This is a genomic window from Methanolobus zinderi (assembly GCF_013388255.1).
In the GTDB taxonomy this organism is placed as follows: Archaea; Halobacteriota; Methanosarcinia; order Methanosarcinales; family Methanosarcinaceae; genus Methanolobus; species Methanolobus zinderi.
The window spans coordinates 1,064,093-1,078,305 of the sequence record NZ_CP058215.1 but is presented as its reverse complement, the minus strand read 5'-3'; the positions used below and the strand labels follow the sequence as shown (position 1 = coordinate 1,078,305).

The 14,213-nt window shown below is 43.0% G+C and carries 10 protein-coding genes; 8 read left to right on the top strand and 2 right to left on the bottom strand.

Annotation, left to right across the window (positions count from 1 at the left end):
- Nucleotides 1-312: 312 nt before the first annotated feature.
- Entirely contained in the window at nt 313-2,481 is a 2,169-nt protein-coding gene (locus HWN40_RS05345) for an oxidoreductase (protein ID WP_176964770.1), read from the bottom strand.
- 299 nt (nt 2,482-2,780) lie between these two features.
- Between HWN40_RS05345 and HWN40_RS05340 the strand changes: the two genes are divergently transcribed.
- The 6 genes from HWN40_RS05340 (at nt 2,781) to HWN40_RS05315 (ending at nt 10,581) form a co-directional block, all read left to right on the top strand.
- Complete coding sequence (locus tag HWN40_RS05340; RefSeq protein WP_176964769.1) at nt 2,781-3,122, top strand: hypothetical protein; 342 nt, start codon at nt 2,781-2,783, stop codon at nt 3,120-3,122.
- Nucleotides 3,123-3,202: 80 nt separating this feature from the next.
- The gene (locus tag HWN40_RS05335; protein ID WP_246275987.1) at nt 3,203-4,021 is read left to right on the top strand and encodes a helix-turn-helix transcriptional regulator; all 819 of its coding nucleotides are present in this window, start codon (nt 3,203-3,205) and stop codon (nt 4,019-4,021) included.
- Nucleotides 4,022-4,737: 716 nt separating this feature from the next.
- The gene (locus HWN40_RS05330) at nt 4,738-6,390 is read left to right on the top strand and encodes a methylamine methyltransferase corrinoid protein reductive activase (RefSeq protein WP_176964768.1); all 1,653 of its coding nucleotides are present in this window, start codon (nt 4,738-4,740) and stop codon (nt 6,388-6,390) included.
- 56 nt (nt 6,391-6,446) lie between these two features.
- Nucleotides 6,447-8,960, top strand: a complete 2,514-nt coding sequence (locus HWN40_RS05325; RefSeq protein WP_176964767.1) for a GAF domain-containing protein — start codon at nt 6,447-6,449, stop codon at nt 8,958-8,960.
- A gap of 128 nt (nt 8,961-9,088) precedes the next feature.
- On the top strand, nt 9,089-9,814 hold the full coding sequence (locus tag HWN40_RS05320; protein WP_176964766.1) for a formylglycine-generating enzyme family protein: 726 nt from the start codon (nt 9,089-9,091) through the stop codon (nt 9,812-9,814).
- An 86-nt stretch (nt 9,815-9,900) separates the two neighbouring features.
- Nucleotides 9,901-10,581: a class I SAM-dependent methyltransferase gene (locus HWN40_RS05315; RefSeq protein ID WP_176964765.1), complete on the top strand. Its 681-nt coding sequence runs from the start codon at nt 9,901-9,903 to the stop codon at nt 10,579-10,581.
- A 158-nt stretch (nt 10,582-10,739) separates the two neighbouring features.
- On the opposite strand, the gene HWN40_RS05310 is transcribed toward HWN40_RS05315, so the two are convergent.
- Nucleotides 10,740-11,441 carry an MBL fold metallo-hydrolase gene (locus tag HWN40_RS05310; RefSeq protein ID WP_246275986.1) on the bottom strand — a complete coding sequence of 234 codons (702 nt, stop codon included), beginning with the start codon at nt 11,439-11,441 and terminating at the stop codon, nt 10,740-10,742.
- Between the two features lie 224 nt (nt 11,442-11,665).
- Between HWN40_RS05310 and HWN40_RS05305 the strand changes: the two genes are divergently transcribed.
- Both HWN40_RS05305 and HWN40_RS05300 read left to right on the top strand, forming a co-directional pair.
- Nucleotides 11,666-12,184: a DUF4386 domain-containing protein gene (locus tag HWN40_RS05305; protein ID WP_176964764.1), complete on the top strand. Its 519-nt coding sequence runs from the start codon at nt 11,666-11,668 to the stop codon at nt 12,182-12,184.
- A gap of 234 nt (nt 12,185-12,418) precedes the next feature.
- The gene (locus tag HWN40_RS05300) at nt 12,419-14,206 is read left to right on the top strand and encodes a thiamine pyrophosphate-binding protein (protein ID WP_176964763.1); all 1,788 of its coding nucleotides are present in this window, start codon (nt 12,419-12,421) and stop codon (nt 14,204-14,206) included.
- Nucleotides 14,207-14,213: the final 7 nt, after the last annotated feature.

The window sequence follows — 14,213 nt, the reverse complement described above, 5'->3', positions numbered from 1 at the left end:
TTCTTTCCCGTTGGTCCGACTGTGATTTTTTTAGTCAACTGAACAGATCTGGATATCTGCAATGATTGACAATTTACCATTACCTGATATGAATATAAATAATAACTTATGGTAATTAATCAATGGTACACATATTATCAATAAGATATTCCCTGTTCAGAATATGGATATTGAAAATCAGATATTCCGGATTTATGGCCTGCGGGAAAACTCCGGTAAAGAGAAAAAGAAAGGCTTTGATTATATCAAAAGCTTGAATTTCAGCAGGATAGAGAAAAGAATCGTTGCTGTATCCTGCCGAAAATGGGCGGATCAGATATTCCTTGCTATTTCATTCGCACTATTTATCGCTTCCCAGACCCTGCCAGGATTACTGGCATCACCCACACAGTAAATCTCTTTTGCAGCCTTTGACTCCAGCAACGTATAATATAGTGTATCATCCGCCTGCCCGCCCACGGCAAAAATAACAAGATCAGCATCAATCGTTATTTCTTCCACATTATCAGGATCGAGCTTCTTTTCAAAAGGATTATTCACATTCTCCGGGATCAGGTCCCTCCAGGGAGTAAAGGGGTCTTTTCTGTTCCTGTTGGCCAGCAAACGAGCTTTTCCTTCAGTAAAAGCCACTACTTTTGAGGCGTTGTAGACCATGACAGGTTTTTTCAATGAATCTGCTCTCTTTCCCGAGGGGGAGCCTCTTCCCATCATCATCCAGAGCATCTGGGCCCTGTTGGCAAGTACACTTTCAGGCATCAGTTCCTTATTCCTTCCCACCAGCGTCACATTGAGTCCCTTTTCATATGCCAGGGTATAGGCAATCTCGCAACCCAGTGTTCCACCCCCGACCACAAGGATATTTTCGCAGTCCTCCGGTACTTGCATATCCTTTTGCAGGAACTCCCTTGCTTCAGCGTGCCTGATCCTGTCCAGGCCTTTTATGGCAGGCATATCGGTTTTGAGTCCGTTGGAGCAGATGATCACATCAAAACTGTCTTTGATATCATCCATCCCTATGGTCTTATTAAACTCGATTTTCAGACCTTCACTTTGAAGAATAGTAAGCCTGTGGCGGAAATTATCCAGATATCTTTCAACATCATGCTTTATTGCCATTTTAGCAGCAAGACATAGTTGTCCGCCAATCCGGTCCGTTTTCTCAAAAAGGGTTACATGGTGGCCTCTTTTGTGTGCCGTGATTGCTGCTTCACAGCCTGCGGGACCCGCACCAACTATGGCGACTTTCTTTATTTTATCTGAGCGGACCAGTCTTTTAGTATCCTCAAAGCCTGTGTAAGGGTTCACCGAGCAGCATGGATGACCCCCTTTCTTGAAGGATTCTATACAGCCTTCATGATCACCAATACAATGGATTATTTCCAGGCTTCTGTTTTCCTTGACCTTCGCCGGCCAGTAAGGATCGGCTAACAGGGGCCTTCCAAGCATTACAAAATCAGCCCAGCCGTTTCCAAGCACTTCTTCGGCAACCTCTGGTTTTCCAAGTTTACCGACAGCTATTACCTTTGCAGGTATATCATTCTCCCTGAAATGGTCCTTCAATCTACCGGCAATTTCCCTGACATAGACAGCATCATCGAAATAAGACGGAGGGTGTGGCCAGAACCAGTTATCGTAACAGCCTTTGTCAACATCAAATGCATCCACGCCAGCCTCGTACAGAGCAGTGCAGAACCGTAAGCCTTCTTCAATGGTCCTCTCTTTTCCACGAAACTGTTTTTTAAATATGGTTTCCCCGTAACTTTCCTGCAGTGCCTGGGTCAGGTCAAGCCTGTATATAACGGGAAAATCTTCTCCACAGCGTTTTTTAATTTCCCTGACAACATCGATCCCGAACTGGAACTTATTTTTGTATCTGCCAAATCTTCTCCTATTCCAGGGTGCAGAAGTAAGCTGATCCATAAGGTATCCTTCATGACCGTGCAAGTGGATGCCATCAAAACCGGATAACTTTGCATTGGCTGCACTCTGTCCGAGCATCTTTACGATCTTCTTTATCTTGCGGTCTGAAAGGGGCAAATGAGGAACCTGAGGAATGTAGAAATTACTGTTCCATGAAGATGATCTCAGAATCTTTCCTTTCAAAGCAGGCTCAGGAGATCCCACCCTCCCGAGACCAGCTGATAACTGGATGAATATCTTTGAGCCATAGGGTTTGACCCCGGCTGTCAGATCTCTCCAGCCACTGAGACGGGTTCTTGAGGAGCCGTCTATGCGGGGAAAATAAGTTGTACCATTTTCCTCTGATATTGTAGGATCGATACCATAAGAAACAGGCACCAGACCGGTTATCAGAAGACCTGTGCCACCCTTTGCTCTCTCAATGAAATAATCGATCATCTTATTCATGGGACGACCGGAAGGATCAGCCATATTAATGTTGCCAACAGGAGCCATGATGATCCTGTTTTTCAGTTTGCAGTCGCCAATGTGGTCCTGTTCGAACAATTTTTCAAATGCCATTGTCCCTCGACTATAATTATACTGTACATATTGCATTGATCATACCCGCGGAAAAGAAGAAGATTGCAGGTAGAAGATCATTTTTGAGTACAGATTTTCCTGTCTTTTCTGAAAAGGAATATGAACACATTAGACAGTTATATCTAAGCCTGGCTCTGGATAGATAGCATTGATAATATCAAAGCCATTGTTTTTCTTCCAGCCGAAGATTTCCTTTTATTTGTTGATTTCTCACAATAATTCGTTATATATATACCCAAACCTAAACCTAATATCAGTAGTCAGAAAGGTGAACAGATATGTCATATGAAAAAAGATATGTTGATGATCTAACACGCAATGAGAGGTATTCTTCTGAGCTTCAACGTAGAGGGGTGAACAAGAGCTTTTATGATGCAAATAAAGTGCTGCTTTGCCCGGAATGTGGCAGATCTTTTAATCTGTTCTATTCAAGAGCAAAACTTTGTGCAGGATGTCCGAGTTTGGTCAGGGGATGTGAACTTGCCAGATGCACACACTGTCATACCGAATTCCCTTTAAGGAACCATATGTCCAAAAGGGCTACCAGGACAACATCCAATTACATTGAATCCATTGTTAAAAGGTACCATGATACTTTCGGGGAAAGACCCGGACAATAATATTACAGTTCTCATGGATTTTGCAATGATAGAAATTCAATGCAGACTGTGAGACACAATTGGTTCATCAGTAAAAACAAATGAATAGTATCAAGGAGAAGGTAAGTGATCCTACCATGAAAACCGAATTGATTAGCACTGTATTCCTGTCGGAAAAAAGGAAAAATACCCTTATTATGTTACTGAACGGGCCGGCAACAATTGATGAAATAAAGCAGTCTATCAACGGTACTACAAGTGCGATAATGGCCCAGGTAAAAATACTTCTTGAGCAGGGTCTGATCGAACAGGAGGATGACGAGTACAGGCTGACCTATATAGGCCAGATAGTTTTGAAAAAAATAAAACCTCTGATCGAAACATTAAATGTAGTCGAGGGAAACAAAGAGTTCTGGGACAGCAGGGACCTTGCCGCGGTACCTGAAAATCTGCTGGACAGAATAGGTGATCTGGGAGAAGTAATTATACACGAACCTGATCTTAACCATCTCTTCGAGCCACCGAAAGAACTACTTACAAGTCTCAAGCAAACAAAGAATGTGTGTACGTTTTATTCATATTTCTGTCCTACCTGCCCGAATAACTATTCGGAACTGGCTAAAAAGGAAGTTAATTACAATCTTATACTGACAAAACCTGTCTACGAGCGCTTAAGGGATGAATATACTGAACAATACAACGCAATCCTGGAATCACAAAATTCACATTTGTACATTTGTGATGAAAACATAATTACACCTGGCGCAATATCTGTCACAGACAATCTTCTATTGCTCTCTTTTTTCAACAAAAAGGGATTCTTTGATCATAAAAAAGTAATCAGCTTTGAAGAAAGTGCACGCGAATGGGGTCGTGAATTCTTCATGCATTATAAAGAGTTTTCTGAAGAGGTACAATAAATATTTTTATACCTGTTCTTCCATATACTATATAGATTATAGATAAGCGATAAATTGTTCATTGACTGATTCATACTCTTGATACAATCAAAGACGTTAATTACTCTGCAGCCCTTGTCTGTCTGCAAGCTTAAGATTCTATTTTCCCTTTTCTCAAAATCCATAATTTGATTTTGATACATCAAGTTGCTAATATTAAACCCATTGATAAATTACCTCAGGTTATTATATATGGTTTGACCAAATAGTGACCACTGCCTCTGGCCTTAGGGACAGGGGAAAAGTAGATGCTGAATATGATTGCACAGATATGGGTCTAAAACCTACCTCCAACATTCAATTCAACTCTCAGAAATAACATTTTTCATCATTTCTGTGCCATATTTCATATTGGTCTACTTTGCTTTGCAGGGTCTCTCCACAAACTCGACCCTGCGAAGTACATTCTGAGTTTTTGCCAGGAATTGAGTAATATTTAATTTTTTCTTGCCCGGGCTAAAAAAATAGCTTCGATTTAATCAATTGCATTATTATTATTGCCAGGCATTGTTTTATCAATTGTATTACTTTGGATACCTGTATCGATTATATCGCCGCCTCTTATTTTTTGTTCTAATTCGTTATTTATACTTATCCCACAGATTTCATATATTGAATAATTCGAGGCTTGCCAGCCGTCAATAATTAAATTACACGTAACTTATGGAGGATATTACTTGTACGGAATTGCATTGGATCTGGGAACAAGTGGATTTCGTCTGCAACTTTTAAAACTTGAAACGGGAAACGCTATCAAGACAGTAATGACAATGAAGCACCCTCTTCCCGGAGGAAATGTGATCGATCATCTGGGTTTTGCAATTCAGGTGGGAGAGGACAGTGTGCATGAGATAATCACCCATACTATCCGCAAGATGTTTGATGAACTACATATTCCTCTCAGCATGATCAGCAAAATAGCCGTATGCGGAAACCCTATACAGCTTTCCCTTTTCCAGAATATAGAGATAAGAGACCTGGCATATGCAGGCAAGAACATGCAGAAAAGGCTTGGAATTGAAAATGTCAAAAGGGGACTGGAGATCTACAAGGGTTATGAGATCTTTGGCATTGATTCAGGTCTGGACGAGTGTGAGATCATTGTACTTCCGTCGATCGAACATGAAATCGGCGCAGATGCCCTTGCAATGATGGTCAAGACGGACTTCATTGAGCAGGAAGAGGTCTCCATTGTTACAGATTACGGTACCAACGCCGAAATGGCACTGAAAGTTGGTGACAGAATAGTTACCTGCAGTGCGGCAGCGGGGCCTGCCATTGAAGGACAGGGTATCAAATGTGGTATGCTTGCAAGTCCGGGTGCTATCTCCGATGTCAATGAGGAAAATGGTTACTGGAGGATAAGCGTTCTTGATGAGAATATGGGAGCCGGAAAAGGTGATCTGATAGATCCGGTAACAGGTGACATCATAGAAAAGGGAGATGTAAAAGCCCGCGGTATCACCGGAACCGGTGTGATATCTGCAGTTTCACTGGCTGTCAGTACGGGACTTATCAGCCAAATGCCTGAGTTACCGAACGGAAGACTGATTCTCGGAGAAGATATCTGCCTGACCAACAGGGATATCGCAGAGGCAGGAAAAGCCATTGGTGCCATCAGAGCTGCACACCTTACATTGTTAATTGAATCAGGTGTAGAATACGAAGATCTGACATGTATGTATATGTCAGGAGCATCTGGTACTTACGTTGATGCGGAAAAGGGGAGGAAGATCGGCCTTACCCCGATATTCTCTAAGAAGATAGTTCAGTTTGGAAACACTTCCCTCGGACTGGCCAGGGATATCATTCTCGGAAAGTATGAGCTCAGAGAGATAGAGGACCTCGCAGAGAGAATAAAGGCAGACCATATAATGCTGGCTTCCAACGAGACATTCAAGAATATCTATGCATGCGAACTTGCTTACTGGACCGAGGGAATGCAGGATGAAATGTATAATTTCTTCCTTGAATCATATGGAATGCCGGGTCTTCCGGACATCACAGAACCGCCATTTATAGAACGCAAAGTTAGCAGGGATATCGAGGACACTGGATATGAAGGAATCAGCATCATAAAAGACCTTGACATGATCATAGAAGAAAAATCAAAAGGATGCATGCAGTGCAGGATATGCGAGCGTGAATGTCCCGAGAACGCACTTCGGGTAGTTCCGAAAAACGGTGATATATACGTTGATTACACCGCACATCTATGTCTTGGTATGAGCTGCAAGAGATGCGTTGGAGCATGTCCTGTGAAAGCCATAAATTACAAACAGATCAGGCCGATTTCTGTCGAAGGAATATCTGCAGTACAATCCCCGTAATTTACTGTAGCTATCTTTTAAACAGACCCTGAAATAAATCACAAACTGGCAAAAACATGACTGAACAAGCACACCCACAGATCAGCATGGAATCAATAATCAATAATAGTCCTATTATTGTCATTTCAAGGAAGGTCGAAAAAGATTTTCCTGTTAAGTACGTGTCCAACAATATATGGCAATTCGGATATACGCCCGAGGATTTCTATTCAGGGGAAGTTACATACCCTGATCTGATACATCCTGAAGACCGGAAGGTTGTTCTGAAATCCTTCAAGTACCTGAACAAACAACTCAGCGAATTTGTCCAGGAATACAGGATTATGACCCGTTTCGGAGAGATACGCTATATTGAGGACAGGGTACGTATAAAGACATACGATGACAAAAGCGTATATCTTGAAGGCACCATTCTGGATATAACCGAACGCAAACATCATGAGATGATAACAGACCAGCGCAATTCCAATGACGGAAAACCGCTTACCGAGATCTCCCTCGGGGATGTTCTGGGACTTCTCGTAACTAATGCTGAAAGGGTCCGCCCGGGTCTGACATGTGCTGTTATGCTACTTGATAGAAAGAAGCAACATATCTGTCGGGTTATAGCACCAAACCTTCCTTCATCCTACAAAGAGGCAATGGAAGGTCTTGAAATTGGCTATGGGGTCTGCTCCGGTGGTACTGCCCTGTATATGGGAGAAAGGATAATAGTAGATAACATAGAGGAGCATCCCTACTGGGCACTGTACAGGGATGTTGCAAAGAAGGCAGGTATCAAAGCCAGCTGGGCCGAGCTTATAACGGCTTCAACAGGCGAGATACTCGGTGTCTTTATAATGTACTTCGATTTTCCGAACAAACCTAAAAAGGCATGCTATGAGTATCTCAAAGCAAACGCGGACCTGGCAGCCATTGAGATTGAACACAGGATAGTCAATGAAACGTTCAGGGAATCCGAACATAAGTTCAAAACGATATTCAACAATATAAATGACCAGATCTATGTCAGCGAGCTTAACGGAAATCTCATAGATGTCAATCAGGTTGTTGTGGATAACCTTGGATACTCAAAGGAGTTCATAATTAAATCGTCACCATTGGACATTGTACCTTCCTGGTATGTACAGCGTGCCAGTGAACTGATCAAAGTGATCGAGAAAGACAATAAGGCAATGTACGAAGCCGCAGCGATCCGTAAAGACGGGTCGATAATACCCCTTGAGATCAATGCCCGGATGATCAACTACAATGGGAAAAAGACTATCCTGTCAGTGGGACGTGACATCACCGAGCGTAAAAAAGCTGAAAAAGCAAAGCAATTGAATGAATCCCGTCTTGAGGCGCTTATAAAGCTCAATGAAATGACAACGGCTTCCCTTGATGAGATAGCTGAGTTTGTTAAGGAAGAGGCTGTCAGACTTACCGAAAGCAAACTGGGATATCTTGCGTTCATGAACGCTGACGAGACAGACCTTATCATGCATTCATGGTCAAACTCCGCTATGACCGAATGTGGCATCAGCGACAAACAGTTCATCTACCCTGTTGAGACCACCGGTCTCTGGGGAGAAGCTGTAAAGCAGAGAAAAGCAATTATAACCAACGATTATTCTGCTCCAAGTCCCTGGAAAAAGGGTTATCCTGAAGGACATGTGAAACTGACAAGACACATGAACGTGCCTATTTTCGACGGAGATCATATAGTAGCTGTTGTGGGTGTCGGAAACAAAGAAGAAGAGTACGATGAAACGGATGTACGTCAGCTAACTCTTCTTATGCAGGGTATGTGGAAGATCATCCAGAGTAAGCAACTGATAGGCTCACTAAGCAAATATTCCGAGGAGTTATCAAAGGCCAACAATAAACTCAGATCAGTCAACATGATGAAAGAGGAATTCCTTGAAGACAGTCTGAAAAAGGGTCACGACGTCCTGCATGATTATGATGTGCTTGATGATGAAACACTTAACCTTCTGGATGATTCGCAAAAGGAAGCGATTTCCAGTTTACTGATGAACTCGGAGAGATTAAAGCTTCTCATAGATGCCATCCTGTACAGCAACAAGCAGCAATCAGGCAGAATGGAATATTCCTTTGCACCTCTGAGCATAGGAAGTGTACTCTCGGACGTGCTGCTCAACCAGATCCTGCTGATAGATGAAAAGGAACTGGAGCTGGAAAGGGATATCCCGACCGGTCTTCCTCCTGTAAAGGGAGATAAGGAAAAACTGGAAGAGACGTTCCTTTATCTTATCCATAACGCTGTCACGGTTACACCCAAAGGTAATTGCATTGGTGTTGAAGTGTCCGATGAAGGCGACAATATACACATCAGTATAAAGGATACCGGTAAGGGCATAGAGAAAAATCTCATACCACGCTTGTTCTACAAGATGTATCAGGTGGACGACACCATATCAAGGATGTACCAGGGACTTGAGTCAAGTCTCTATATATGTAAGGATACTGTGGTTGCTCATGAGGGAGATATCTGGATCGAAAGTGAAGTCGGGAAGGGAAGCACTTTCCATGTGACACTTCCGAAATGGACAGATTCCCAAAACTGAGTAAACACAGATACAATAATGCTAAAAGCAAAAGTGGCAGTCTGTCACCTCCTGTCACTTTTGCATTTGACATGATACTTTTTCCAAGCAGAGGTTGACATTAAAGATCAGGCAGAGAGGTTACTAGAATGGACGAGACCGGATATTCAGATGTTTATACAAACTCAATAGGTATGCAATTCATAAGGGTTCCTGCCGGTGAGTTTGAGATGGGATCGGTTGAAAAGGAAATAAACTGGTTCAGGAACGAAGATCCCCCTCATAAAGTAAGCATAATGAAAGAATTCTACCTCGGTAAATTCCCGGTAACACAAAAGCAATGGCTTGAAATTATGGACCGAAATCCATCCAAGTTTACCGGAGAAGATAATCCCGTTGACAGGATCTCATGGAATGATGCACAGGAATTCATTAAAAAGCTGAACGAAAGGGAAGAAACGAAAACATACCGACTGCCCTCTGAAGCCGAGTGGGAGTATGCATGCAGGGCCGGAACCACTACAAAGTATTCTTTCGGTGACAGTGAATCTGAGCTTGATGATCATGCGTTTTATGGAAATCAGGATATAGGCTCCCATCCGGTGGGAATTAAGAAGCCAAATCCGTGGGGGTTATACGATATGTACGGGAATGTATGGGAATGGATGCAGGATGTATACCATGACAGCTATGAAAGTGCTCCTGCAGATGGTAGTGCCCGGGAAGATAATAATGGAAAAATCATGAGAGTAGTCCGCGGAGGAAGCTGGCAGACGTCTGCTGTGGGATGTCGGTCTGCAAGCCGCTACTTCCTGCCTCAGCTTGCCAGACGTAAAAGCAGCCGTGTCGGTCTGCGTCTTGTTAGGGAAATATGAACCTGTCCAGTACACAGGTAAGACCATAAGCTTGAAGGCGAGAAGATCAGGAGCATTATAATCTATAATCTACGGGAGTGATTCAAATGCAGGAAGATTCATGTGCAAACCGGGAAATCATTCAAAAACAGCAGGAACACTGGGAAAAGATATTTTCTGGCAATCCTTCGAAGTTCGGAGAAAAAGCAAGCCAACCGGCTATGTGGGCGGCTGATATCTTCAAGAAGGAGGGAAAAACAAAAATCCTTGAACTCGGAGCCGGGCAGGGAAGAGATACATTGTTTTTTGCAAAGGAGGATTTTGAGGTCTGTGCCCTTGATTACTGTAAAGCAGGTGTTCTGGATATAAAGCAAAAGGCCGCTGAGAACCAACTATCCGATAGGATAAAGGCTCTCCAGCATGATGTCAGAAAGCCGCTTCCTTTTAACGATAATACTTTCGATGCATGTTATTCTCATATGCTCTACTGTATGCCGCTCACAACTTCCGAGCTTGAGTTTGTTTCAAATGAGATCAGACGGGTGCTCAAACCCGAAGGGTTGAACATATTCACGACAAGACACACCGATGATCCACAGTATCGAACGGGGATTCATAGATGCGAGGATATGTGGGAAATACAGGGTGGCTTTATCGTACATTTCCTGAGCAGGGAAAAGATTACCAGACTTTCCAAAGGATATGAAATTATTGAAATAAAGGAATTTGAAGAAGGAATTCTGCCAAAAAAGCTATTCATGGTAATTTCGAGAAAGAAGAATAAGTAATTATAACTCGTTTTTGATATCTGAAAAAGAAAACCAGTTGGCTTCCAGGCATAAACAACCTCTTTCAGGATATACTCTCTTAACCGTGGCTTTATGGCAGTCTCAATGATAAGGCCACTTATGTTCCTCAGTAATCTTTAATCCGTAATGCCAGAGCCTCAGTTACCTTTTCTTTTTTCAAAGCATTTGCTGAACTCCTCACGTGAGAATGGCTTCCCATGACCCGGATAAAAAGTGCTGCACCCGGTTGAAAGCAGCTTTTCCCAGCTTATGATAAGTTCCTCTTCGTCACCTGCAAAAGGCGGGTAAACAGTTCCCGGAATAACATTAAAGAGCGTATCACCCACAATTGCCGACTCATCATTTATTATTACGCATATGGAGCCGGAAGTATGACCCGGTGTGTGAATTATACTGACAGATAGTTCAGGTGTAGAAAGGTCGTATTCTTCATCTATAATGATATCCGGTTCAACAGAAATAAACTTGCCACCACTGGAAAAGAAACGGTTTCCTATTTTACTGATAATTCTGGAGAACAGCATTGTACCTTCGGGAAAAGGAGTATATCCTTTTTTCAAATATTTTACTGCACTCCTGTGAGCTAAAACCTTTGCATCGCTTTTCTCTTTGATCTCGGCAAGATGCCCGACATGATCGGAATGGGCATGGGTTACGATAATAAAATCAATGTCAGAAATACCAAGCTCATTTTGCTTCAGTGCTAATTCTAAATTCTTGATGTTTTTAGAAGATCCGGTATCGACAAGAATAACCAGATCAGGATTTGATACAAGATAAGCATTGGATTTTCCCATGGGAATGGGAGTAATGGTGTAGGTATTGGTCTGTTCTGCCATTTAGTTTCACTTGAAATAATATTGTATTGATGTTACAAAAAATATTGTGAATTACTGCGCTCATTCAGCGATAATCTGACCTTAATGCCTGTGTCAGAATCGTTTCTTTCAATGAGAAAAAGGAGATCATCGAGATAGCCATAAATTCAAACTCCTACCTGACTCATAACACCAATTTCAGTATGATACAAAAATATATATGCTTAATCAGCAAAATTATTATTGTGAAGACCATAACAAAGCTCAGGATCCTTTATCCAATATGGACGGTCATAAGCATATTCTCATTGTTATATGCACCGACACTCGCCAGCGAATCCACGCTTTTCAAAATTGGTCAGTTAGGTCAGATAATTGTACAATTGTTCCAGATAGCGATTGCTTTATTGCTGTATAAATTATTCATGGAAACCGATAAAGAACAGGCATCCTTGATAGCCATATTCGGTCTTTTAGGGGTACCTTTCTCATTGATGGCAATACTCATTCCTGATGCAATACACTTAGCAGAGGTGTTCTGGGGACTGTGGCTCATACCAATCGGTACGCTGGTTATCAAATCAGGAATGTTCCCTAAATGGATAGGATATTTCTTATATATAGGATCCCTGGGATACTTCGGAGCAACGATCTCATTTTTCCTTATCGGATCTGTGCCAGCATTTGTTGATTACTTCACAGTGGGAGAGCTTATCTGGGTACTATGGATAACCTTCATGGGTGCTAAAGAAATCCAGAATTGATTGCGAATGAGGTTTTCCGCAATACTTTTAAATAGCACTTTCTCATTCTTTCCTAATAATGTTAAACCCTACCACAACTCACACTGTACCCAATGTACATGTGTCCGTAGTAGTGGTAGTGCTAAACGCTTGAGCTAACAAAAGAAACTTTTCTGGCTCAAGTGAGCTGTTTTCTGGTTACTTTACTGAATAGTGTATCCTGTGCCTGGATCGTTTCTTTCACGGAGAATGAAAATGGAAGAAATGAATGGAGCAGAAATTTTAGTCAAATGTCTTGAGGACCTTGGGGTCAGACACATCTTTGGTTACACCGGAGCGGCAATACTTCCGGTATTCCATGCCCTTGAGAAGAGTGACATCGGAATTGTTATCAATTCAAACGAGCAGTCGGCAGCATTCAGTGCAGCCGGCTATTCCCGGTCGAGTAGCGAGGTCGGTGTAGCCATAGTCACATCCGGACCTGCCATCACCAACACCCTCACAAGCGTTGCCGATGCCTACGGAGACAGTATACCGCTGCTTGTATTTGCAGGGCAGGTCCCGGAGCATAAGATAGGCACCGACTCATTCCAGCATATCAATGTCAAGGGAATTTTCGGGGAAGCTGCCAAAAAGGTCATACAGGTATCAAATGACGATGATCTCGAAGCAATGATCAAGGACGCCTATTACTTTGCGAAGTCAGGAAAGCCCGGACCTGTTGTTATAGATATTCCTCTGGATAAGCAACAGAAGATGCACGAATACCAGGACATCAATATCATGCGCTTTGAGGAGAGCTACCATGATGACAGGCACCTGTGCGAGGAACAATGCGAGGAGTTCTTCAAGTTGTTCCTGAACTCAAAGAGACCGCTGCTCTATCTGGGAGGAGGTCTAAACTCGGAAGCAGGAAGTCAGGCCATCAGGGAGTTCAATGACTATTTCAGGATACCTTCAGTTAACACGCTCATGGCAAAGGGAGTTATTGACGGCCGGGATGAGCTCAACCTCGGGATGCTGGGGATGTTCGGGACACCTTATGCGAACATGCTCATACAGGAGAACGACTTCTTCTTCGCCATCGGTGTCCGCTGGGATGACAGGGTTGCTGAGAAGGTCGGGTTTGCAATAGGCACCGACATTGCATACATTGATATCAATCCCGAGAAAATGCACCAGATTAAGATCGAGCGTGGTCCTAAATTCACATTCATCGGGGATGCTGCTACGGCTCTCCGGGACTTGCTCAACTACGCTGTAAAGCACGACATCACCCTGGATATCCGGGAATGGCAGGAGCGAGCCAGATTCCTGAAAAGGTCCTGGCCTCTTGATTATAATCGGAAATCCGAACATATCCAGTCTGGCGAGGTTATGGCTTTGCTTTCAAGCTACATTGACGACAATACCATGATAACCACAGGCGTCGGTAACCAGCAGATGCTTGCAGCCCAGTATCTTCCAATGCAGAAGGCAAAGTCCTTCATGAGCTCGGGTTCCTTCGGCACCATGGGCTTTTCCATGCCAACATCCATTGGAGTACAGTATGCAAACTCGGATGCAAGGGTAATAGCCATTGATGGTGACGGCAGTCTGCGGATGAACCTTGGAGAGTTACACACCATTGCGTCACTGAACCTTCCCATCAAGGTACTGATGCTCAACAATCGGAGTGATGGCATGGTCCAGAACCTGCAGGATGCTGCTTATGATGGAGTCCGAACCGGGACTCAGAGACCTAAAGATGTACGCTTCGCTGAGATTGCAGGATCATTCGGCTTCGAATATGCTACAAGAATAAGCGACAGAGACGATCTGAAGGATGCAATGGAAGCTTTTCTTAAAGCAGACGGACCATGCTTCCTTGAAGTCTGTACAGACCGGGAAGAGATACTTTATCCGAAGGTACCGGCAGGCGGGGCTTATAAAGACATGATTCTTGGACCATATATCAAAGAAATTGCTCCCGGACAGAAGATGGAACCAGTTGAATCCGATACACACATACAAATAAATGAAAAAAAGATATTTATCGAGTAGGCTAATA